Below are 23,414 nucleotides of genomic sequence, written 5' to 3' on the forward strand. Positions count from 1 at the left end.
AGGCAACATGATTAACTGGATAGTTTCGTTTGCGGTTAAGCGCCACATGATGGTGCTGGCACTCACACTTTTATTTGCTGGGTTTGGCGTATACAACACACAAAATTTAGCCGTTGATGCCGTACCCGATATAACCAATGTGCAAGTGCAAATAAATACCAAAGCGCCGGGTTTTACCCCGCTTGAAGCCGAGCAGCGCATTACATATTTGATTGAAACTGCAATGGCGGGTATTCCTAAGCTTGATTACACCCGCTCAATTTCGCGTTATGGGCTTTCGCAAGTTACCGTTATTTTTAATGAAGGCACCGATATTTACTGGGCGCGCCAGCAAATATCAGAGCGCATTCAAAGTATTCGATCAGATTTACCAGCCAATATTGAACCAAACTTAGGGCCAATTGCCAGCGGGCTAGGGGAGATTTTTACTTATTCTGTGCATGCAAATAACGGTGCATTAAAAGATGATGGCACGCCATTTAATGCAGAAGATTTACGTACCCTGCAAGATTGGGTTATTCGTCCGCAGTTATTAAAAGTAAAAGGCGTTACCGAAATAAACAGCCAAGGAGGTTTTGAGCGCCAGTACCAAGTAGCGCCCATGCCTGAAAAACTACTCGCTTATAAGCTCACGCTAAGCGATGTAATCACAGCACTTAAATTAAATAACAGTAACCAAGGCGCAGGATTTATAGAGCGTTTTGATGGGCAATATTTAGTGCGCTCGCCGGGGCAATTAAAAACCATTGATGATATAGCCAATACCGTAGTTGCTAAGCGAGATGATGCACCCGTTCGCATAAAAGATGTGGCCAACGTGCGTTTAGGCAAAGAGCTCAGAACCGGCGCCGCTACTTATAATGGTAAAGAAACCGTGCTTGGCACCGCCATGATGCTCATTGGTGAAAACAGCCGCGTAGTGGCAAAAGCCATGGCAGATAAACTCAAAGATGTACAGCTAAGCCTACCAGCAGGTGTAGTGGTTGAGGCTGTTTATGACCGTACAACCCTTGTTGATAAAACCATAGACACTGTAAAAACCAACCTGTTTGAAGGCGCGGTGCTGGTGGTTGTTATTTTACTGCTACTACTGGGTAACGTAACTGGCGCATTGATTACGGCCATGGTTATTCCGCTTAGTATGTTATTTGCCATAACCGGTATGGTAGGTAATAGGGTGTCGGGTAACTTAATGAGCCTAGGCGCAATCGATTTTGGTTTAATTGTTGATGGCGCTGTAATTGTAGTTGAAAACTGCTTAAGGCAACTTGGCCTTGCGCAACATAAGCATGGCAGGCAACTTACACTAAACGAGCGTTTAAATGTGGTAACCGCCGCCACTAAAGAAGTGTTCAGCCCAGCAGTATTTGGCATTTTAATTATTATGCTGGTGTATTTACCGCTGTTTGCATTAAGTGGTGTTGAGGGCAAAATGTTTCAGCCAATGGCATTTACTGTTGTTGCTGCACTAGTTGGCGCACTTATTTTTGCAGTAACTTTTGTACCTGCCGCCATTGCGGTATTTGTACGCGCTAAGGTGAGTGAGAGCGAAAATGCCGTGATGCGCGGAATTAAAAAAGGCTATAAACCGCTACTTGGCTTATCGCTTAAATTACCGTGGATGATGGTTAGTATTGCGGGTGTGCTTGTAATTGCGCTTGGCTTTAAAGTTAAAAATATGGGGGCTGAATTTTTACCGCAGCTTGATGAGGGCGATATCGCTATGCATGCGCTGCGCATTACCGGCACCGGTATTGAGCAATCGGTAAAAATGCAAAAAGAGCTTGAGCAAGCCATTTTAGCTAAGCCGGAGGTGGCAAAAGTATTTTCAAAAATTGGTACTCCCGATGTAGCAAACGATCCTATGCCACCTAACGTTGCCGACACCTTTTTAATGTTAAAACCTCGCGATCAATGGCCAAATCCTGCTTTAAGCAAAGAAGAACTGGTTAAGCAAATTCGTCATTTAGTTAATGAAGTACCCGGTAATAACTATGAGTTTACCCAACCAATAGAAATGCGCTTTAACGAGCTAATTGCTGGCGTGCGCGCCGATGTGGCTGTGCGTATTTATGGCGATGATTTATCAACATTAAAACAGTTCGGTGAAAAAGCCACAGCCTTGGTACAAAATATTACTGGCGCAACCGATGTACGCCTTGAGCAGATGGAAGGCCTGCCTACACTTTCGGTAACGCCGCTTCGCGACCACATGGCGCTGTTAGGCTTAACCGTAACCGATATACAGCAAAGTGTAAGTGCTGCTATAGGTGGTGTAAAAACTGGGCTAATTTATGTAGGCGACAAACGTTTTTCGTTATTAGTGCGTTTAGATGAGCGTTGGTCTAGCGATATAACACAGCTTGCACGTTTACCTGTTGCTGTGCCAAAAAGTGCTAATCCCGACCTTGCATTTGTACCGCTGGGCGAAGTTGCAAATATTAGTATTAATAAAGGGCCTAATCAAATAAACCGTGAAAGCGGTAAGCGTAATGTTGTAGTAACTGCAAATGTAGAAGGGCGCGATTTAGCAAGCTTTGTAAGCGATGCGCAAGCCGCTTTAAATTCGCAGCTTAATTTACCTAGTGGTTATTGGATTGAATACGGCGGCACGTTTGAGCAGTTAGAATCAGCAAGTAAGCGGCTATCGCTGGTGGTACCGGTTACTTTATTACTTATATTTGGCCTGCTTTATAGCGCGTTTAATTCACTGCGTGATTCGTTTATTATATTTAGTGGCGTACCACTTGCCCTTAGTGGTGGTGTGCTCGCGTTACTGCTACGCGATATGCCGTTATCAATATCGGCAGGTGTGGGGTTTATCGCGCTAAGTGGTGTAGCGGTATTAAATGGTGTGGTTATGCTGTCGTTTATTAAACAGTTAAGAGCTGATGGGCTTAGTTTGATAGATGCAATACAAAGCGGTGCGCTTTCGCGCTTGCGACCAGTACTTATGACGGCTTTAGTGGCGAGTTTAGGGTTTATTCCTATGGCGCTAAATACAGGCACCGGCGCTGAGCTACAAAGGCCGCTGGCAACGGTTGTGGTTGGCGGAATTATTTCATCAACTCTACTGACGCTATTAATATTGCCTGCGCTTTATAAATTAGTGCATGCAAAATTTAACAAGCAACTTAGTTAGTTGCAGCTCAAAATACAACGTAAAAAGCAGCTGAAGTTTCAGCTGCTTTTTGTTGTTAAGTAAACCATGCAGGTTAATTATATTGAAAAAGATTATCCCAGCGCTCATCCAAAATAGTTTTGGCATGATCTAAATTTATTGCACTATACACATCGTTAGTGCAGGTTACTAAACGCATCCGAGTGAGCTTTTCAAGCGCATCGCTAATTTCAAAGTCGAGTTCGCATTTATACTTTGTTTTAAACCACGCCTCTATTTGCTCATCAAGCATTTGTGCGCTTAAGCCACTTTCTGATTTTAGTAAAAATGTGTAGGCAAGCAGGGCTTCTTTTATGTCTTCTTCTTCGGCGGCGTCAATAAGGGTATGAAAAACACCGGCATTGTTATCTAGATTTTTAAAGTAGAGGTTATCGCTTAGCGCTTTCATAAATTTAATTTTACGGTTTTTAAATTTACTCCACTCTTTAAAAATAAAGCTGCCAAAAACCCCCATTCCAATAGCAAAGGTAATAAAGTGTTGTTGGGTCATTTCTACGGCTTCACTTCTAAAGCCACCCCAAAAAGCAAATAAAGCAAATAACAATAAAATAGATGCGCCAAGCTTAGTGATTAATACCACAGCACCGCCTACTAAAGCCGATGAGCCAATAATCACTTTATCTATAGGGCGCATACGTACTTCGCTATTTGGAAATAGCATTTCAAGGTCGGCTTTGGGTACATTTTGAAACAGCTTAACTATGGTAGAGCTTGGTTCAAACCCTAAAGGCGTTTTATTTTTAGCCTCAAAGTAGGCTTTATCTTTAAAGCGAATAAACACTGCAACGCGGTCGTAATTGGTAAAGTGCAGGGGCTTTTTACGCAAGCCCCAAAAGCTGGTTATGGTTTCAGTGAGTTGTGATTCGCCACGGCGGTAAAAAACCACTTCTTCAAAGTCGTCAAACTCTACCTCAAGGCGTACTTTAAAAAGGGATTCTTCGTTGAGTGCATCTTGCAGGTCTTGATGGGTGATCACTTCAAAGTTAGCTGCATTAAGTACCTTAGCAAAATCTTTAGCAAATTCGCGTTGGCACTGCGCTTTTTGATCAGCTGATACTGGCGCTAAAGATCGCGTATCGCTATTAGGATCAAAGGGCGCGTAGTTATTTTTGAGCGACTCAAGTGTTGAATGGTAATCGTAATGGATAAGGCTTGCTAATAAATCGCAAAATTGTTTAAACGATGTTTGCTCTGAGTTGTTTGTGAGCTCAGCGCTACACATATCAACAATATCTTGTTTTCTAAAGGGAATAAAACGTGCACTTTGCATAAATTTTAACTGCTTTGGTAGGTATTTAACTGCATTGGCACATAATAAAATATTCTTATAAATATTGCTAATTTGTTAACAGTTATGTGGCTGTTAAATCTTTAAATGTTTTCAGCGTGTATTAACGTAAATATGTAAGAATTAACCCATTGAGCAACGGCTTATCCTCACAAGCAAAAAGGGATTTACATGGCTATTCAAAAAAAACTAAAAGAAAAAACACGGCACTTTATAGATTCTAAACATATGCTAACAGGCATTACCGTAGCGTCGTTTTTAGAGTCCACGATAGTCCCTATTCCGCTTGAAGCAGTGCTTGTGCCTCTTATGCAAGCACGTCGTGAAAAGCTTTGGTTAATAGCGCTTATGGCTACAGTTGGGTGCGTGATTGGTGCTTTATTTGGTTATGCGCTGGGTTATTACCTATTTGACGCTGTAGGTGACTGGGTTATTGAAATGTTTTCAAGCCAAGAGCAATTTGAAAATGTTAAGCAGCAAATGCAAAGCCAAGGTTTTTGGTTTGTAATGACGCTGGGCATTGTGCCCATTCCGTTTCAAATTGCGATGCTTGCCGCTGGGGCTACGAAATACTCTATTGGTTTGTTTTTATTAGCCTCTGGTATTGCTCGTTCAATTCGCTATTTTAGTTTAGCCGTTGTTGTATATTACGCAGGTAATAAAGCCGAGCAAATAATCAGTAAACACAAAACTAAAGCGATGATTGCTATTACTATTTTAATATTAGCTTTATGGGGCCTTAGCACTCTAATATAGTTTTATGCTTGGTTGGTATAGTTAAGTAAGCTGCTCAGCGCGACTAAAACTGTGTAGGTACTAATGCAAATGTGGGTTTGTAGCTTTGCATTGTATTTGTGTCTGCATTGCTCAAGCTTTTGTATACAAGGTGGTGAAATAACCCAGAAAGTACAGGGTAAGGTAACCTTTTATAACGGTTTTTTCTGGTGTGCTATAGTTTGTTAATAACGCACTAAAAAGCGCCACCCTATGATTGAAACTGTAAAACTTACTGTTAGATTGTCAAACTTTTATAAAATGAGTTGGGTAAATAAAGCGGTAAGTATAGCATTATTGCTTTATATCATTACCTTCTCGCTTTATGCTTTAAATACTTTCCCCCCTTTAGATGTGCAAAATAACGTGTACGGTTTTACTACCGATTTTTGCAATCTCATCGTGCTCGTATTTTTATTTTGGATAGTGCAATGCTCTGAGCTTTCAAAACAAGCGTACGTGTTTTCTACTTTAGGTTTATTGCTATGGAGTATGGGTACAACAGCTGATGTAATAGATGAATTAGTTGTGCAGCCTTATTGGATGAGTGTTTATTTTGAAGACTTATGCAGAACCATGGGAATGTTTTTTACCGCCTATGGGTTATTTAAGACCATGCGTTTTGTACAAAGTATACATAACCGTTTAGCGCACGAGTTGATAACGGACGATCTTACACAAGTACATAATAGACGCTATTTTTATCGGCATGTTAAAACTGCCCCTAGTACGCCTTACGTTATTTTAATTATAGATATTGATCATTTTAAGGCTATTAATGATGAGTTTGGCCATGATGAGGGTGACTTAGTACTACAGCAGTTAGCTACTAAGTATAATAGTGCATTTGTTAATAATGCAGTATTTGCTCGTTTAGGCGGTGAGGAGTTTGGCGGCTATTTGCCTACCGGTAATATAAGCCAAGCGGCTGAATTTTGTGGGCAACTAATAGACATTGCGCACAATATTAAAGTTAAACAGGTCAAACAGCTTACCGTAAGTATTGGTATGGCGCTGCAAAGCGCTAACGAGCCCCTCGACAAGGTAATGAAGCGGGCAGACATGGCTTTATACGTTGCTAAAAATAATGGCCGAGATCAATATAAAATAGCCCCTTAAGCTTTCTACGCAAATATCCTTATTATTTGCACATTTATTACACTTTTAAACGTTTTCGTAAAGAACTGTCAGCGAGGGTAATACTTTGTAAACTATGAAATTAAAATGCAGCAAAGAAGTCATAATAGTGATTTTAATAATAAGGAAACTTTAATGACCAACTCTCTGTTGAAAGCTGCTTTACCTCTAAGTTTAATGTCTATTCTAGTTGGTTGTGGCGGCAGCGACGGCTCAAGTGATACAGGCTACGTACAATTATATAATGGCTCTTATAACAGCCCATATACGCGTTTATTTGTAGACGAAACTGAGCGCTCAGGCACTGATTTTGCTGATGTAACCACGCGTCATAATTACAGCACCGGCACTTACGATTTAAGCTTTGAATACTTAGATGCAAACGACAGCTACATTACAATTAGCGAACAAGAAGTATCAATCAAAGGTGACAAAACCGAACTAATTGTAATGAGCGGTAACTTTGACGAACCTACGTTCACAGAGCTAAGTGTGCCCATTTCAAGTGATACAGACGAGTTTAACTTAGGTTTTTACAATATCACCAGTGAAGACACTAGCTACGATATTTACCTAGCAACCGATGATGGCGTATTTGAAAGTGCTGAACTATTTACATCAACACAGTATTTGAGTGAGCTAGATTTACAAACCCTTGATGAGGGTTACTACACAATTTATATCACTGAGGCAGGTAGCACTGATGTAGTGTATGAGTCGGAGTCGGTTTATTTTTACGATGAAGAAAGCTACGTAGCCATGATCCGCCCAAGTTATGCAACAGAAGAAAATGGTATCACGCTCGATATTGTGACTGACAATAACTATGTTACAGCACTAAAGCACCAATCAGCGTTAGGCCAATTGCGCTTTATAAATACCGTTGACGATTACTCGCCAGTTAGCTTTAGCACGACCCGTGGCACCACAGTTAACGATACCAATACGGTAGCAAGCGATACCTACACCGATTACGTTGAGCTTTCGCCAAACAGTTACAGCGTTGCAATGTACGACGAAGAGGGCACTAAGCTTGCCGATAACTTTTTAATGACCCTAGAGCGCGAGCAAAGTGCGGTAGGCGTTTTTTACAACGATGTCGATAATGGTTTACGCATGATGAGTGTTGAGGAAAACCTAACACCTAGCAGCTACAGCCATACTATTTCGGTTGTTAACCTAATTGAAAGCTACGCAGGGCAAACAGTAAGCGAAGTTGACGTGTACTTTACCTTAAATGGTGAAACTGTTGATGACGCCACCAATGTAATTGATGGCTTAGATAGATACGATCAAGAAGAAATTGATGTAGATGATGAAGCTTACACTGTGTATGCCGTATACGAAGATAACGGCCAACAAATAGTGTTAATTCAACAAAGCGATATAGATTTTACCGAAGAAGGTAACTATATCTTAATTTTAGAGCACGATGAGACAACCAGTTCAGGCTTTAAAATGAGTGTAACGCGCACAATTACAGACAGCGTAGAATAAGTAACATGTAACACGTTCTAGAAAGTAAAAGCCCTAAGCATTATTGTTTGGGGCTTTTTTTGCCTGGCTGTAGCGTGATTTTGTTTACATTAAATAAACCCATATATAAGCAGAGTGCTATAACTTTTAAAAATTTTAGGTACACTCATAACATAATAAATAAAAAGAGCGTGCCATGGATGAGTTTTTAGGAATAGTGGGTTTATTTGCATTTGCTATAATGGCCGGTGCTATTTGCGGTATTGTCGCAATTGCACAACTTAGTAATTTAAAGCAAGAAATTACCCAATTAAAAGCAAAAGTACTTAGTTTAGAATTAGCTAACAACGCACAAAGCCACGGTGAAAACGCCGATAAAAGCACCGATTGCTCCACAGCTGAACATGCAGACACGGCCCAAGCAAATAGCAATGAAGCGACTTTTAATCAAGTTAGTCCTAATCAATCCAATCAGCCAAGTCAGCCTCGTGGGCAGGTAAAAACGCCAGCTTCAGCAATAAAGACTCCCGGTAATGCTTCTGCCAGTAAACATAAGCAAGGCAGTAAAAACCTCAAACCCACACTTTTCACTTCTTTTTTTGAAAAACTGCGTAGCGACTTTGAACAAAACTGGATGACCTGGATAGGCGCAATCGCATTGGCGCTAGGCGGTATATTTTTAGCAAAGTACAGTTTAGAAGCCGGGTTGCTCTCTCCTGCAATGCGATTAATCCTAGGTGGTTTATTTGGTGGTGGCTTAATTGCAGCCGCAGCTTATATGCATTACAAAAATAGTGTATTTGAAGGGTTTAATAACTATATACCTGCAGCGCTTGCCAGTGGGGGTTTTATTACGTGCTTTGCACTGACCTTATTAGCGTATAGCAGCTATAACATGATCAGCCCTTTAACAGCATTTGTTGTCCTTGGGGTTATTGCCATAAGTGCGAGCGCTATGGCAATAATGCTTGGCCCAGTATTAGCCGTACTAGGTATTATTGGTGCTTATTGTGTCCCCGTGCTGATTAATACTGGCAGCAATAATTTATTTGCGCTTTATATGTACATTGGGTTTGTGAGCTTATCTGCTGCGCTGGTCGCGCATAAAGTACAGCGTGCATGGCTGTGGTATTTACTTTGGGCGGGGCATTTGAGCTGGTATGTTGTTGGCTTTACTTTAGCTAACAGCAGCACCATTTGGCTTATGGGCACGTATGGGCTATTAAGTGTTATTGGTTTAATTGCCGTGCCACGTTTGGGGTTAAAACTTGCGGTTGTTGAAACTCGCCCACATAGTTTAAAGCGCCTAATAAATGCACTCCCTAGTAACCCTTTAATGCTTGCCTGTATTGTCCCTTTGTTACTGGCTATGCTTTTTGATAGTAATAACTACTTACAGTGGCAAATAATAAATGCGTTAAGCATATTAACATTGCTGTTTTTAGTGCTTAAAAATAGCCGCTGGGATTTATGGCAAGGGGTGGCGATGTTAATAGCTGTACTCTGGCTATTAAGTACGCCTTCTTATTATGCTGATTATTCTGACTCGCTATTTATATTTAGGCACCAATATGGTGGCGCTATATTTTTAGGGTTAGCGCTCAGCGTATATGGGCTTTATTTTGGTATAAAGTGGCAACCTAAACGATTGGCTTTTCATATTACTGCCTCGTTTAGCGTATTTATAATGATTGCCACCTTATACGCTATAATCCCAAACCATGCGTTGGCCACAGCCTATCCATTGTGGGCAGTGATACTACTTACAAGTAGCGCCATTTTAATTAAGTGCGCAATAGGTGGCGCAACGCTTTTTCAGCGCTTTACATATTGGGTGGGGGCAAATGCCAACATCACGCTTGCTATCACTATGTTATTAAATGACAGCGGGCTAACCATTGCACTGGCTATTCAAGTTTTACTTATTAGCGTGTTAATAAACCGCTATCGGGTGCCTATGCCACATTGGCCAATTAAAGCGCTGGTGGCTGCATTACTACTTCGCCTTACACTGTCACCGTGGACCCCAAGTTACGAGGCGCTTAGTGTATTGGGTGTGCACTGGAGCTTAGTAGTTTATCCTTTGTGTGTGGTGTTATTTTACACTGCAGCCAAATGCTTTAACGCATCGCAGTTAAAAGTTTGGCTTGAAGGCGCAGCGCTGCATTGCTTGGCGTTATTTATTACCACCGAAACCAGCTATCAACTGGTAGGACACTATCCGCAGTTTGATTCTTTGAGCTTTTACGAACAAGCTTTACTCACCTGTAATTGGCTTGCACTGGGTTGTGTATATTTACACCGTGCTCGTATTGCCGGTAGCTTAGCTAAATTATACCAAGTGGCAGGCATGGCATTAGCAGGTGCTGCGGGTGTTACTGCACTGAGCATCTTACTAAACGCCAACCCATTTTTAAGCTCTATTTATATTGGCGAATATTTTGTATTTAATTGGCTATTTTTGCTTTGGTTAGTGCCTGCGGGTCTCGTGCTTTGGCTTTATACGTTAATTAAGCCGCTGTATACAAAAGCTGCGCCATTTATACTCACAGTAGCGGGTGTATTGAGTGTATTGGCAATTAATGGCTTTATACGCCAATACTGGCAAGGCCCTTATATTTACTTATCAACAGGTGCAAGCAACGCGGAGCTTTATAGCTACTCGGTTATTTGGCTTGTGTTAGGGGCTATTACTGTGGTGTTAGGGCATTTAAAAAATCAGCTATTAATCCAAAAAATAGGGTTAGGATTATTGGCAGCCGTTATTTTAAAAGTATTCTTAGTGGACATGGCTAATTTAACGGGGCTTTTAAAAGCGCTGTCGTTTATCGGCTTAGGCTTGTCGTTAGTGGGGCTTAGTTGGTTATTTCAAAAACTACGAAGCCAAGCCAAACCAGCCTAATAATTAAGGGTTCCAACGCTTTGTTAAGCACATAAATAAGCCCAGCTAATGCTGGGCTTATTTTTCGCTGCCAATTGGCTATTACGTACTGTGATTAAGTAAGGCTTTAAGCTTACCAGGCTTAATCGGCTTACTTAAATAATGAATATTAGCCGCTTTGGTTTCTTGTTTAAGCTCGGTGTCGCGTACGGCGGTTATAAGTATGGCGGGCACTTCGCTTTGCCATGTATCACGCAGTGTTTTTATAAGCGAAATACCATCGCAATCATTACCTAATTGGTAATCCATTAAAATTACATCGGGCGCTGCGTGCTGTTTAGCGTGCGCGAGTACTTTATTTACATCGTCAAACAAGGTGTAATTGGCTTGCCACTTTTTAAGTAAACTGGCCATTGCTGCTAGGTTTTCGGGGTCATCGTCTACCGCGACTATGTTAATCGCGGCGCGGTTTTCTACTAAGCTGCTGGCCGTTGCTTTTTGCTGTACAAACTGCGCATCGCCATAGGGTACCTCAATACTAAAGCGGCTCCCTTTACCGGGCTCTGAGTGCACATCAAGCTCTAAGCTAAGTAAATCGGCCATACGTTTTACAACGCCAAGCCCTAAACCAACGCCTTTGTTATCACCGGCTTCTATACGGTAAAAGTCGTTAAATATTTTAGCTTGTTCTATTTGGCTAATACCTGGGCCGGTGTCCCATACTTCTATACGTAAATTGTGTTTACGGTTTCTGCACGCTATTAATACTCGCCCTGTTTCGGTGTATTTAACCGCATTAGACACCAAGTTTTGTATAATTCGGCGCAAGTAGGTAATGTCGCTATGCACAATTTGTGCGTTTGAACGCACGGTTAGTTTTAAGCCTTTATCGCTTGATAAAATAGCGTACTCACTTTGCAGTGGCATAAGTATATCGTTTATACAAAAGTGCCGAGGGGTTGGGGTCATTGCGCCTTGCTCTAACTTGGCAATTTCTAGTAAGGCCGACATTAAATGCACGGTTGAGTCTAAACTGTGGCCAAGCTTATTAAAGCTATTTTGGTTAGTTGTATCAAGCTGCTTTTCATCAATGGCTGCAAGGTATAAACGCGCCGCGTTAAGAGGCTGTAAAATATCGTGGCTAGCCAGTGCTAAAAATCGCGTTTTACTGTCGTTGGCTTGCTCTGCTTCGCGCTTGGCTAAAGTAAGTGCTTGCTCTGTTTTTACTCGGCTATCTATTTGTGCTTGTAAATCTTTATTAATGGTTTGCACTTCTTGGGTTCGCGCTTCAATGCGGTTTTCAAGATCCATGTTAATTTCTTCAAGCGCATTTTGCGTACTTATATGGTTTGTAATGTCTGAAAAACTCGTTACAAAGCCGCCATCGGGCAGGGGGTTACCTATCATTTCGTACACTTGGCCATTACGGCGGTGGCGAATAAAGTGATGCGAGCTACCATTTTTTAAATGCTGAACGCGTTTTTCTACTTGGCGCTCTATTTCGCCAGGGCCACATTCACCGCGTACTGCGTTGTACCTTATTATATCTTCAATGGGTTGCCCCACTTCTAAAAAGCCGTCGGGGTAGCCAAACATTTGGCTGTAGCGCTTATTCCATGCCACTAGTTTTAAATCTTTATCGACCACCGAAATACCATGGCTTAAATTTTCGAGCGAGGTATACAAAAGGTTTTGGTTAAACTGCAGTGCTTGTGTGGTTTCGTCAAAAAAGTTAACCACCTCTTCAAAGGCCATTCGTTTACCCGATGAAACCGTACGGATTAGCGCCTGCGCCGAAGACGCCCCTAACACCCCAGTTAACGCACGCTCGCAGTAGGCTATAAATTCGGGCTCGGGGTGGGCATTATTGTCACTTAGCTGGTGCGAAAGTGAAAAGTGCGCCAGTACTTGTTGGCTACGCTGAATACCTAAAAAGGTTTGCAGTAGTATTTTAAAGTCGTAAACCGTGGCTTTAACATTTTTGTTTAAGCGGCGCGATAAAATAGCCTGATCTTTAGGGTTAACAAATGCAGCCGCCTGAATTTTGTCTATCAAGCGCTCTTCTGCCCCTAACGAAAAGCTAATATAACAACCAATGTTAGCAAATAAGGCAATCAGAGTGCCGCGTGTAATAAGGGTTTGCTGAAGCTCGCTATCAAGAGCGCTGCCGGCATCTAAAATTGGCATCATTAAAAATAATACCCAACAAATAAAACCCGCTAATAGCCCCGCATATACACCATAAGCATGGCCTTTTCGCCAGTAAAGCCCGCCCACAATAGCCGGGAGCAGCTGCGTTACTAACGAAAATGCCACCAGCCCCATACTAGCCAGCGCACTACCATGGCCAAACCATTGCTGATAAAAATAAGCCAATATAAGTATGCCGGCTATGGTAAAACGCCTGACTAATAAAATTTGCGATTTATAACTGCTGGTAATTAAGTTGCGCTTAAATTTACGGCGTAGCAGAAGCGGCAGCACTACATCGTTAGAGATCATGGTGCTAAGCGTAAGTGTGGCCACCACTATCATGGCGGTGGCTGCAGAAAGCCCGCCAATAAATACAAAGGTACTTAAAAAAGCTTGGTCGTGAATAAGCGGTAGCGCTAATACAAAGCTGTCGGGTGAAAAACTGCTACCAATACTTGGGTGAATTGCGGCAGTAGCAATAGGAATTATCATCGCGGCGGTGAGTAATAAATACAGCGGAAAAGCCCAGCGAGCAGTAAATAAATGGCGTTTGTCTTGGTTATCTACCACGGTGACATGAAATTGTCGTGGTAAACAAATTATGGCCGCGGCAGCCATAAGTGACTGGCCAATAAAGTTAAAACTAAAAAAGTTAAAGTTGCCCCAGTGTTGCCAAATCGACTCTGTGACTTTGTCGCCGCTAAGGGTGGGTAAATTAAATAAGGTGTACAAGGCTAAGCCAGCGACGGCAATAAGCGCAATGAGCTTTATCATTGACTCAAAGGCGACTGCTAGCATAAGCCCAGAGCGGTACTCGGTAACATCTACCTTACGGGTACCAAAAAATATTGCAAACAGCGCCATAATTAACGTGGCGGTGAGGGTAAGCATTTCGCCAGATATTTGATTGCTGTTTTGCAAAAGCAAAAAGCTGGTACTGAGTGCTTTTAACTGCAGCGCAATATAGGGAATGGTAGCAAGTAGGGCAATAACAGTGACCAGTATTGCACTGGTTTGACGTTTACCATAGCGGGCAGAAATAAAATCGGCAATGGTGGTAATGTTTTGTTTTTTACTTACTAATACCAGTTTGCGTAAAAAGCCTTGGCCAAAAAAGAACAACAATGAAGGCCCTAATAAAATAGGTAAATAGCTCCAACTACTGGTGGCGGCGGTACCAACCGAACCATAGTACGTCCACGAGGTACAATAAATCCCTAACGATAACGAATACACAAAAGGATGATGGCTAATCCGTTTAGCAAGTGGTGTTGTTTTATCGCCCCAATTAGCAAGCCAAAAAAGCACCCCAATATAGCCTAATGCTACAAAAATCAGTACAGCAGTCATGTTGTTATTAAACCTTATTATTTATACCCACACACAATAACAGAGATAACTTTAAGTGTGCGTGCACAATTTTATGCAAAATATTAACGTTGTTTTTATTATGTTGATTTTAAATGATTATTTATATTGTTGATGATTTATTAGACTAATGTCGCATTTTTACACAAAGCCACTTAAATTTTGCCGTTAACGCCCTTTGGTAAAAGCTAACCTACTGAAAATTATGTGTAATTGTATTTTTAAATACAATTGCATTTGCAGTTTACGTAAACGTTAACAGGCTGTTACGACTATGGTCTCACTTCACTCTTCACGCCGCGTTGCTAAATTAATAACCGACTATAAAAAAACCACTCATTGCAATTATGCAATGCTTAAAGGGGAAAATAAAAATGGCTTTTAAAGATGAAGAACAAGCAAAAGCTTATTGGGCAGAAAACATTTCACTACTGTTTAAGTTACTAGCAGTGTGGTTTGTGGTCTCATTTGGCTTTGGCATATTACTGGTAGATGTACTGAATGAAGTACGTTTTTTTGGGTTTAAACTTGGCTTCTGGTTTTCACAACAGGGCGCTATTTACACCTTTGTAGCTTTGATTTTTGTTTACGTTTTCAAAATGAACACGTTAGATAAAAAATACGGCGTAGACGAATAGGAGCTAGGTAATGGATGTTCAAACACTCACATTTATAATTGTTGGTTTAAGTTTTGCGCTTTATATCGGCATTGCAATTTGGGCGCGTGCAGGCTCTACAAATGAGTTTTATGTGGCAGGGGGCGGCGTACCTCCGCTTGCCAATGGTATGGCAACCGCAGCCGATTGGATGAGCGCAGCGTCGTTTATTTCAATGGCGGGTATTATTTCGTTTGCAGGTTACGATGGCGGTGTTTACTTAATGGGGTGGACTGGCGGCTATGTATTACTCGCTATGTGTTTAGCGCCTTACTTACGTAAATTTGGCAAATTCACTGTACCTGACTTTATAGGAGACCGTTACTACTCACAAACAGCACGTGTTGTTGCTATTTTGTGTGCCATCTTTATTTGTTTTACTTATATTGCTGGACAAATGCGTGGCGTAGGCGTGGTATTTTCGCGCTTTTTAGAAGTAGAAATTGAAACCGGTGTTTACATTGGAATGGTGATTGTATTCTTCTATGCGGTACTTGGCGGCATGAAAGGCATTACCTACACGCAAGTAGCGCAGTACTGTGTGCTTGTGTTTGCCTATCTTGTGCCCGCTATCTTTATTTCAATGATGATGACAGGCCACTTCTTCCCGCAAACCGGCTTTGGTGCCACATTGAGTGATGGCTCAGGCATGTATGTACTTGATAAGCTAGACGGGTTAAGCGCAGAGCTGGGCTTTGCACAATACACCGAAGGCTCTAAAAGCATGATTGACGTATTTGCTATTACCGGCGCTTTAATGGTGGGTACTGCTGGTTTACCGCATGTAATTGTTCGCTTTTTCACTGTACCTCGCGTTAAAGATACCCGTATTTCAGCAGCGTGGACACTGGTATTTATTGCTATTGTTTACACTACTGCACCGGCGGTTGCCTCGTTTGCACGTGTAAACATGATTGACACCATTAACGGTAAAGATGGTAGCGGTACAGAGTACGCTCAAGCACCTGCGTGGATCAAAAACTGGGAACGCACGGGTTTAATTACCTTTAATGATAAAAACGGCGACGGCAAAATGTTTTACACCGCCGGCAAGGTAGAAGACCCAACAAGCGCAAACGAAGTAAAAGTAGACCGCGATATTATGGTACTGGCTAACCCTGAAATTGCTGATTTACCAGCATGGGTAATCGCATTAGTTGCGGCCGGTGGTATTGCTGCTGCGCTTTCAACCACAGCAGGGTTATTGCTGGTTATTTCAACATCAGTGTCGCACGATTTACTTAAACGCACCCTTAAACCCGACATAAGCGATAAACAAGAGCTACTAGCTGCTCGTTTAGCTGCGATGATTGCCATTGTTATATCGGCTTACTTTGGGATTAACCCGCCTGGGTTTGTTGCATCGGTGGTCGCCTTTGCCTTTGGTTTAGCGGCGGCGAGTTTCTTCCCGGCAATTATTATGGGGATATTCTCTAAAACAATGAATAAAGAAGGTGCAATTGCTGGCATGGTGACCGGTATAGGCTTTACCGCTGCGTATATTATCTTCTTTAAATTTGTAAGCCCTGAGCTTAATAGCCCAGAAAATTGGTTCTTAGGTATTTCACCCGAAGGAATTGGCTTAGTGGGGATGATAATTAACTTTGTGGTAGCTGCAACTGTACTTAAATTAACAAAATCGACACCGCTTGAAATACAACAAATGGTGGAAGGTATTCGTAATCCTAAAGGGTCAGGTGAAGCACACGCACATTAATGCGCTAAGCCTACTTAAAAATAAAGCACCAAAAGCCCGACTTTAGTCGGGCTTTTTATTTGTTCAAATAATGAGTACATTAGGTTTTGTGTATACTTTTTAAGAGTACAGCAATGAGTGTAGAGCAGCAAGAAGTTGCCCAGTTTGTGTGTATGCAGGCGCCATTTAGCATGCTACACGACAGTGCGTGTGAGTATTTTGTAAGCCATATTGATAGTGTTTATTTAACCCGAGAAAACCAAGCGCAGTGGCTGCAAACGCAAACCCCAAAGCTTTTTTTAATTCGCTCTGGTTTATACGACCTAGTGGATGCAAAAGGCGATGTAGTGAAGCGCTTAGCGCAGGGAGATTACTTTGGCTATCCTTCTTTGTTAACAGGGGAAGCGATTCAAAATAGGTTACAGGTACAAAAAGAGGGCATAGTGTATATGCTTGCGCAAACGCATTTTGACTTTTTACGTCATCAATACAAACCGTTTGAGCAATATTTTGTACGCGCGCACGCCAATCGTTTACTTTCATCTCATTATAAAAGTAAAAACGATAGCTGGTCTGAGCGCAGAATATCTGAGCTGATGACCCGCACCGCCATAACCTTAGCCCCCGATGCCAGTATTAGGCAAACCGCTAAAAAAATGAAAAAACACGGCGTATCGTCAATTATGATCACCGAACACGCCATTTTAGTTGGCGTAGTGACCGACCGCGACTTACGTAACCGTGTACTGGCCGACGAGGTAGACCCGCAAGATGCGGTTAGCAGCATAATGAGTGCAAAGCCTAAATTTATATTTGAAAACAATCGGGTGTTTTCTGCTTTGCATTTAATGCTTAAATACAATATTCATCATTTACCTGTACTTGATGAAAACCATAAGCCTTTGGGTATGCTTACCAGTACCGATTTACTGCGCCAGCAAAAAAGTGACCCTGTGCAGCTTATTGGCCGTATTTATAAAGCTCACAGCATTGCCGATTTAAAACGTTATGCGGGCGAAATCCCTGAGTTACTGCGTAGTTTTTCGTACAACATAGAAGACATATCGCTAATTGGTAAATTGCTCAGCGGCTTAACCGATGCACTTACTTCGCGTCTTATTCATTTATTTCAAGAAGAAAATGGCGCAGCCCCCACCAGTTTTTGCTTTATATGTTTTGGCTCGCAAGCACGCGAAGAGCAAACCCTACATTCAGACCAAGACAACGGCTTATTACTCCCAGATGATTTAAGCGAGCAACACCAAGCTTACTTTAAACACATGGGGGAGTTTGTATGTGAGCAGTTAGTAGAATGTGGCATTAGGCGTTGCCCAGGGAATATTATGGCCAGCAGCGATGAGTGCAGAATGAGTGTAAGCCAGTGGTGCGAGCGCTTTTTTAAATGGATAAAAAGCCCAACGCCTAGCGCCATGCTTAACTGCAAAATATTTTTTGATTTGCGCTTTATAGAAGGCTCCAATGCCCTATACAGCGGCTTTTGTGAGCAGTTAAACAGAATATCGCGCGATGAGTTATTTTATGCTGCTATGGCAACCGATATAAGAGCCAGCTCAGTGCCTATTGGCTTGTTTAATAAACTTAAAACGCAAAAAAATGATAATAATCATAAATACATTGATTTAAAAAAACGTGGTGTGGTGATCATTAACGACATAGTGCGTTTATATGCGTTAAAAGCAGGCATAAAACGCGCCAATACCCAAGAGCGCTTAGATGCTTTACTTAAGCATTCACTGCTAAATAAAGACGATATTTATAATTTAAAAGATTGCTGGCGATTTTTAACTCAGTTGCGTTTTAGTACGCAAATAAACGAAGAAGGTTTGCCAAGTAACTGCATAAACCCCGATAAATTAAGTTCATTAGAGCGTCATCAGCTTAAAGAGGCTTTTTATTTAGTAAAACAAGCGCAGCAAGCCGCGGCGTTTAAATTTGCCCGTGGCAGTTTGTAATAAGAGGTAAGCGCTGTGGTAAAAAAATGGCTCAGTAAGTATATAAAAAGGCGTAATTTATTAAGTCAAAATGCGTTAACGCAACGCTATTTAGTGATTGATTTAGAGCTTACTGGGCTTGATGTAAACCAGCATGAAATTGTCTCAGTAGCCTGGGTAAAAATAGATAACCAATGTATAAAAATGAGTGAGTCTCAGCATTTAATTAATAAAAACGTTAAACGCTTAGACCAAAGCCCTGTTTTTCACGGCATTATTGACGACACAGTGGCTAAAGGACAAAGCCTGCACACTATATTAACGCAGCTAAGCCGTGATTTTAGTGACCATATTTTGGTTTTTCATAACGCCATACTGGATTGGGGGTTTTTAAAAGCAGCCCTTAAAAACGCTAATATAAGTGCGCAACCTAAGTTAATACTCGACACCCTCCACATAGAAAAAAAGCGCCTTATTTGCCAAGGTGCAGAAATAAAACAAGATGATTTAACCCTAAGTGCGTGTCGCAAACGTTATGAGTTACCAAGCTATCATTGCCATAACGCACTTACAGACGCACAGGCCACCGCCGAATTATTATTAGCCCAGTGCTACCAAATAAACCGTGGTAAAGAGCTAAAAGTGGGTGAGTTAACCTAGGTTGGCTGTAGACGCGGCTTTATGCCGCGCGAGGTAAACTCTGCTTACAATAAAGGGCAGTTTTCTTTTATTTTTAAATGTATGATTATAGGTACGGTTACGTAATCATTATTTAACTAACTACTTTAAGGAACGACGTGAAACTCATTACCGCTATTGCTCTACTCTTTTTGCCACTCATCGCTTGTGCTAATTCGAGCTTACCTGCCAATCGTCATATCTCAGTGCAAGGCACTGCTGAGGTATTAGTTGAGCCTGACATGGCTAAAATACTATTTAAGGTGAATAGTGTTAAAAATGAGGCGAAAGCCGCCAATAACGCGCTTGAGAATAAAGTGAAGTTATTAATCGATGGGCTCAATCAATTTGAAATAAGCGCCGATGACGTAGTTGCCTCAAACGTTAAAATTGAAAAAACAGGAATGGATTATATTGAAACAGGGCATCAGGCCCTTAGCGAATACGCAGCGATAAGAACGTTTGAAGTAACGCTAAACAGTATTGAGCGTGTGAGCGATTTAACCGATTTTTTATTGAACCAAGAAGTAAATGCGATTCAAAATATTGCGTTTTTATCTTCAAAATTTGAGCAATTACAAGCGCAAGCCACACAGTTAGCAATTGAAGATGCAAAAATAAAAGCGGATTTACTTGCTGATTCATTCAATGCAAAAGTAGGTGAAGTACGCACTATTCGCTCAACTAAAAACAACTATGACAGTGGTTTTAGTACAGCTATAACCAAGATGCACAGGGCGCAGTATGATAATAACTCTTTTCCTCAAATACTTAGTAACGATTTACAGGCAACAATAAGCTTTAAATCATCCATAAACGTGGTGTTTGATTTAGAGATAACTGATTAAATTAATAATTTCATTTCAAATACATGTTCGTACTGTAAGCTAGCTTTATGTTTTTGATTAATTTGAAGGTAGCAATACTATGAGCGATGAAAGCAACACATTAAAAGCACAAACCGAGGCAAAAGTAGCTGCAGGGCGAAAAGGTAACCCTGGTTTTATGAAAGGCGTTGATGAAACCATTGCTCAGGCAAAAGCGTTTCAAGAAGGGGCAAATGCACTTAATTTAGATCAAAAAGCCCCACGCTTTGAACTGCCGAATCAGCACGGTGAGCAAGTTTTATTAGATGAGCTACTTGCAAAAGGGCCTGTGGTTATAACTTTTTATCGTGGTAGTTGGTGCCCTTATTGTAATTTACAGCTAAAAGCATTGCAGTCACGCCTACCTGAAATTCACGCATTAGGCGCACAGCTGGTGGCTATTAGCCCGCAAGCGCCCGATGGCTCAATGAGCGAAAACGACATACGTAATATGGATTTTGTTGTGCTGAGTGACCAAAATGCAGATGTAGCAGCAAGCTATGGCGTAGCGTGGCAAGTACCTGCATTTTTATTAGAGCATATGCGTGAAGACCGCGGCCTTGATTTAGAGTCGCTTAATAACGGCAATGGCAGTATTTTACCTATCCCTGCCACGTTTGTTTTAGATAGCGAAGGTAAAGTGATGTGGCGCTATGTTGATGTTGATTACCGCACCCGCTCAGAGCCGCAAGATATAATTAATGCTTTAAAAGCACTACAGTAAGCAATAACGCAAGCTCGCTTTATGCCCAAAATTAGCCAAGTAAATTAGCTACTTTTGGGTTAATTTAAAGTTTCTAATCGCTCCCTCTTATAATAATGTTCAAGGTCGATTACAATACAGCCATCTAAAAGGCATCGATGCCTTTGTCTGCACGTAAAGAGAGTGGATTTTATATTTCATGGCAATCAAACTTGCAATTAATGGTTTTGGTCGTATTGGTCGAAATATTGTCCGCGCGTTGTACGAGTCAGGTTTGAGCGACGAGATAAAAATTGTTGCGATTAACGAACTTGCTGACCCTGAAGCTATTGCTCATTTATTAAAATACGACACGTCCCACGGTCGTTTTTCTTTTCCTGTAAAACTTGGTGAAGACACCATTAGCGTTGCAGGCGATACCATTGCACTATTTTGTGAAGAAAACCCAGTAGAATTGCCTTGGCAAACCCTTGATGTAGATGTAGTACTTGAATGTACCGGTGTTTATCACTCGCGCGAGCATGCACAATTACACATTACCGCGGGTGCTAAAAAGGTGTTGTTTTCGCACCCAGCTGATAACGATGTAGATGCCACCATTGTGTATGGCATTAACGATGATGAGCTCAAACACGAGCACACTATTGTATCTAACGGCTCGTGTACTACAAACTGTGTGGTGCCTGTTATTAAAGTGCTAGATGATGCGTTTGGCATTGAATCGGGTGCTATTACCACCATTCACGCGTCGATGAACGATCAACAAGTGATTGATGCGTACCATCATGATTTACGTCGTACCCGCGCTGCGAGTCAATCTATTATTCCGGTTGATACAAAATTAGCACGAGGAATAGACCGCATTTTACCCAAATTTGAAGGGCGCTTTGAAGCCATTGCGGTTCGCGTGCCGACAATTAACGTAACGGCAATGGATTTAAGTGTTACAGTAAATGCCGATGTAGATTTAAAGGCGGTAAATACGGCACTTAAAGCCCAAGCAAAAGACCGCTTAGAAGGTATTTTAAGTTACACCGAAGAGCCATTGGTATCGGTTGATTTTAATCACGACCCACATTCTTGTATTATTGATGGCACGCAGACACGTGTTAGTCACAAACGCCTGATAAAGTTACTTGTTTGGTGTGATAACGAATGGGGTTTTGCCAATCGCATGCTAGATACAGCACGTGCGATGATGGCTAAGTAAGCATTTTATAATAATTTTAAAATTTATTTTTCAGGTTCAAGTATCGTTAACTAAGGAGATGTTATGTCGGTCATAAAAATGGCAGATTTAGATTTAAACGGCAAGCGCGTATTAATTCGTGAAGATTTAAATGTACCAGTTAAAGCAGGTAAAGTGACCTCAGATGCACGTATTCGTGCTGCACTGCCTACTATTAAGCTAGCTCTTGAAAAAGGCGCTAAAGTAATGGTTATGTCGCACCTTGGCCGCCCTACGGAAGGCGAGTACGATGACGAATTTTCACTTGCCCCTGTAGCCGATTACCTAAACGATGCACTTGAGCAAAATGTACGCCTTGAAAAAGACTACTTAAACGGCGTTGAAGTTGCCGATAACGAAGTGGTTGTATTTGAAAACGTACGATTTAATAAAGGCGAGAAGAAAAACGACGAAGCCTTATCAAAACAACTTGCTGCACTGTGTGATGTGTATGTAATGGATGCATTTGGCACCGCTCACCGCGCACAAGCGTCTACTCATGGCGTTGGCTTATTTGCAGATGTTGCCTGTGCTGGCCCGTTATTATCAGCAGAACTTGAAGCACTAGGTAAAGCACTAGATAACCCAGCACGCCCATTGGTGGCCATTGTAGGTGGTTCTAAAGTATCAACTAAATTAACCGTTTTAGACTCGCTTTCAACGATTGTAGATCAGCTTGTAACAGGTGGCGGTATTGCTAATACCTTTATTGCAGCTGCGGGTCATCCGGTTGGTAAATCACTTTATGAAGCTGATTTAATGGATGAAGCAAATCGTTTATGTGCAGCAGCTAAAGCAAACGATGGTGAAATTCCGGTACCGACTGATGTTGTGGTAGGTAATGAATTTTCAGACTCTGCAGTCGCTACGCTTAAAGATGTAAGCGAAGTAACAAGCGATGACATGATTTTTGATATTGGCCCTGATACAGCCAGCCAGCTTGCAAAAATTATTGCAAACGCCGGTACTGTTGTATGGAATGGCCCAGTTGGCGTATTTGAGTTTGATCAGTTTGGTAATGGTACACGTGCTATTGCCCAGGCAATTGCTAACTCTAATGCGTTTTCGATTGCAGGCGGTGGTGACACTTTAGCGGCAATTGATAAATACGGCATTGCCGATAAAGTATCTTACATTTCTACCGGTGGTGGTGCGTTCTTAGAGTTTTTAGAAGGCAAAAAACTTCCAGCAGTAGAAATGCTAGAGTCGCGCGCTAAATAATAAATTTTTAGCCGCATTAGGTGAGGGGAAACCCTCACCAACGATTAATTATTAAATACCTCTCACCCTTATTTAATAGTTAATTAAGACAAAACTAAGCAGTGTAAATTGCTTTA

The 23,414-nt window shown here is 41.6% G+C and carries 15 protein-coding genes; 13 read left to right on the plus strand and 2 right to left on the minus strand.

Annotated elements, in window-relative coordinates; genetic code table 11:
* Positions 1-7: 7 nt before the first annotated feature.
* On the plus strand, positions 8-3,142 hold the full coding sequence (locus tag MTN96_RS01680) for an efflux RND transporter permease subunit (RefSeq protein ID WP_248530584.1): 3,135 nt from the start codon (positions 8-10) through the stop codon (positions 3,140-3,142).
* Between the two features lie 73 nt (positions 3,143-3,215).
* Here MTN96_RS01680 and MTN96_RS01685 read toward each other — a convergent pair whose 3' ends face one another.
* Positions 3,216-4,451 (minus strand): TMEM143 family protein, encoded by a 1,236-nt coding sequence (locus MTN96_RS01685; protein ID WP_029772949.1) that lies wholly within the window; start codon positions 4,449-4,451, stop codon positions 3,216-3,218.
* Between the two features lie 189 nt (positions 4,452-4,640).
* Between MTN96_RS01685 and MTN96_RS01690 the strand changes: the two genes are divergently transcribed.
* From MTN96_RS01690 to MTN96_RS01705, 4 genes are all read left to right on the plus strand, one after another.
* Complete coding sequence (locus MTN96_RS01690; RefSeq protein WP_024033203.1) at positions 4,641-5,225, plus strand: YqaA family protein; 585 nt, start codon at positions 4,641-4,643, stop codon at positions 5,223-5,225.
* Between the two features lie 231 nt (positions 5,226-5,456).
* A complete protein-coding gene (locus MTN96_RS01695) occupies positions 5,457-6,362 on the plus strand; it encodes a GGDEF domain-containing protein (protein WP_248530585.1) in 906 nt (301 codons plus the stop codon).
* Between the two features lie 153 nt (positions 6,363-6,515).
* Positions 6,516-7,877, plus strand: a complete 1,362-nt coding sequence (locus MTN96_RS01700) for a DUF4397 domain-containing protein (protein WP_024033201.1) — start codon at positions 6,516-6,518, stop codon at positions 7,875-7,877.
* Positions 7,878-8,052: 175 nt separating this feature from the next.
* Complete coding sequence (locus tag MTN96_RS01705) at positions 8,053-10,758, plus strand: DUF2339 domain-containing protein (RefSeq protein ID WP_248530586.1); 2,706 nt, start codon at positions 8,053-8,055, stop codon at positions 10,756-10,758.
* A gap of 81 nt (positions 10,759-10,839) precedes the next feature.
* Here MTN96_RS01705 and MTN96_RS01710 read toward each other — a convergent pair whose 3' ends face one another.
* Positions 10,840-14,280: a PAS-domain containing protein gene (locus MTN96_RS01710; RefSeq protein WP_248530587.1), complete on the minus strand. Its 3,441-nt coding sequence runs from the start codon at positions 14,278-14,280 to the stop codon at positions 10,840-10,842.
* Between the two features lie 392 nt (positions 14,281-14,672).
* Between MTN96_RS01710 and MTN96_RS01715 the strand changes: the two genes are divergently transcribed.
* The 8 genes from MTN96_RS01715 (at position 14,673) to MTN96_RS01750 (ending at position 23,298) form a co-directional block, all read left to right on the plus strand.
* On the plus strand, positions 14,673-14,936 hold the full coding sequence (locus MTN96_RS01715; protein WP_004586074.1) for a DUF4212 domain-containing protein: 264 nt from the start codon (positions 14,673-14,675) through the stop codon (positions 14,934-14,936).
* A gap of 10 nt (positions 14,937-14,946) precedes the next feature.
* Positions 14,947-16,671, plus strand: coding sequence for a sodium:solute symporter family protein (locus MTN96_RS01720; protein WP_004586075.1), 1,725 nt, complete (start codon positions 14,947-14,949; stop codon positions 16,669-16,671).
* Between the two features lie 113 nt (positions 16,672-16,784).
* Complete coding sequence (locus tag MTN96_RS01725; protein ID WP_004586076.1) at positions 16,785-18,623, plus strand: DUF294 nucleotidyltransferase-like domain-containing protein; 1,839 nt, start codon at positions 16,785-16,787, stop codon at positions 18,621-18,623.
* A gap of 15 nt (positions 18,624-18,638) precedes the next feature.
* The gene (locus MTN96_RS01730; RefSeq protein WP_024033196.1) at positions 18,639-19,262 is read left to right on the plus strand and encodes a 3'-5' exonuclease; all 624 of its coding nucleotides are present in this window, start codon (positions 18,639-18,641) and stop codon (positions 19,260-19,262) included.
* Positions 19,263-19,399: 137 nt separating this feature from the next.
* Positions 19,400-20,128: an SIMPL domain-containing protein gene (locus MTN96_RS01735; RefSeq protein ID WP_248530588.1), complete on the plus strand. Its 729-nt coding sequence runs from the start codon at positions 19,400-19,402 to the stop codon at positions 20,126-20,128.
* Positions 20,129-20,207: 79 nt separating this feature from the next.
* Complete coding sequence (locus MTN96_RS01740) at positions 20,208-20,870, plus strand: peroxiredoxin-like family protein (RefSeq protein ID WP_248530589.1); 663 nt, start codon at positions 20,208-20,210, stop codon at positions 20,868-20,870.
* Between the two features lie 178 nt (positions 20,871-21,048).
* Complete coding sequence (gene epd, locus MTN96_RS01745) at positions 21,049-22,059, plus strand: erythrose-4-phosphate dehydrogenase (protein ID WP_029773914.1); 1,011 nt, start codon at positions 21,049-21,051, stop codon at positions 22,057-22,059.
* 63 nt (positions 22,060-22,122) lie between these two features.
* Positions 22,123-23,298, plus strand: coding sequence for a phosphoglycerate kinase (locus MTN96_RS01750; protein WP_004586081.1), 1,176 nt, complete (start codon positions 22,123-22,125; stop codon positions 23,296-23,298).
* Positions 23,299-23,414: the final 116 nt, after the last annotated feature.

Source organism: Pseudoalteromonas sp. 2CM28B (genome assembly GCF_023161935.1).

What these genes read in the sequence shown, in the direction of transcription:
- MTN96_RS01680 (WP_248530584.1), top strand. Translation starts at nt 8, where the DNA reads ATGATTAACTGGATAGTTTCGTTTGCGGTTAAGCGCCACATGATGGTG.
- MTN96_RS01685 (WP_029772949.1), bottom strand. Translation starts at nt 4,451, where the DNA reads ATGCAAAGTGCACGTTTTATTCCCTTTAGAAAACAAGATATTGTTGAT.
- MTN96_RS01690 (WP_024033203.1), top strand. Translation starts at nt 4,641, where the DNA reads ATGGCTATTCAAAAAAAACTAAAAGAAAAAACACGGCACTTTATAGAT.
- MTN96_RS01695 (WP_248530585.1), top strand. Translation starts at nt 5,457, where the DNA reads ATGATTGAAACTGTAAAACTTACTGTTAGATTGTCAAACTTTTATAAA.
- MTN96_RS01700 (WP_024033201.1), top strand. Translation starts at nt 6,516, where the DNA reads ATGACCAACTCTCTGTTGAAAGCTGCTTTACCTCTAAGTTTAATGTCT.
- MTN96_RS01705 (WP_248530586.1), top strand. Translation starts at nt 8,053, where the DNA reads ATGGATGAGTTTTTAGGAATAGTGGGTTTATTTGCATTTGCTATAATG.
- MTN96_RS01710 (WP_248530587.1), bottom strand. Translation starts at nt 14,280, where the DNA reads ATGACTGCTGTACTGATTTTTGTAGCATTAGGCTATATTGGGGTGCTT.
- MTN96_RS01715 (WP_004586074.1), top strand. Translation starts at nt 14,673, where the DNA reads ATGGCTTTTAAAGATGAAGAACAAGCAAAAGCTTATTGGGCAGAAAAC.
- MTN96_RS01720 (WP_004586075.1), top strand. Translation starts at nt 14,947, where the DNA reads ATGGATGTTCAAACACTCACATTTATAATTGTTGGTTTAAGTTTTGCG.
- MTN96_RS01725 (WP_004586076.1), top strand. Translation starts at nt 16,785, where the DNA reads ATGAGTGTAGAGCAGCAAGAAGTTGCCCAGTTTGTGTGTATGCAGGCG.
- MTN96_RS01740 (WP_248530589.1), top strand. Translation starts at nt 20,208, where the DNA reads ATGAGCGATGAAAGCAACACATTAAAAGCACAAACCGAGGCAAAAGTA.
- epd (WP_029773914.1), top strand. Translation starts at nt 21,049, where the DNA reads ATGGCAATCAAACTTGCAATTAATGGTTTTGGTCGTATTGGTCGAAAT.
- MTN96_RS01750 (WP_004586081.1), top strand. Translation starts at nt 22,123, where the DNA reads ATGTCGGTCATAAAAATGGCAGATTTAGATTTAAACGGCAAGCGCGTA.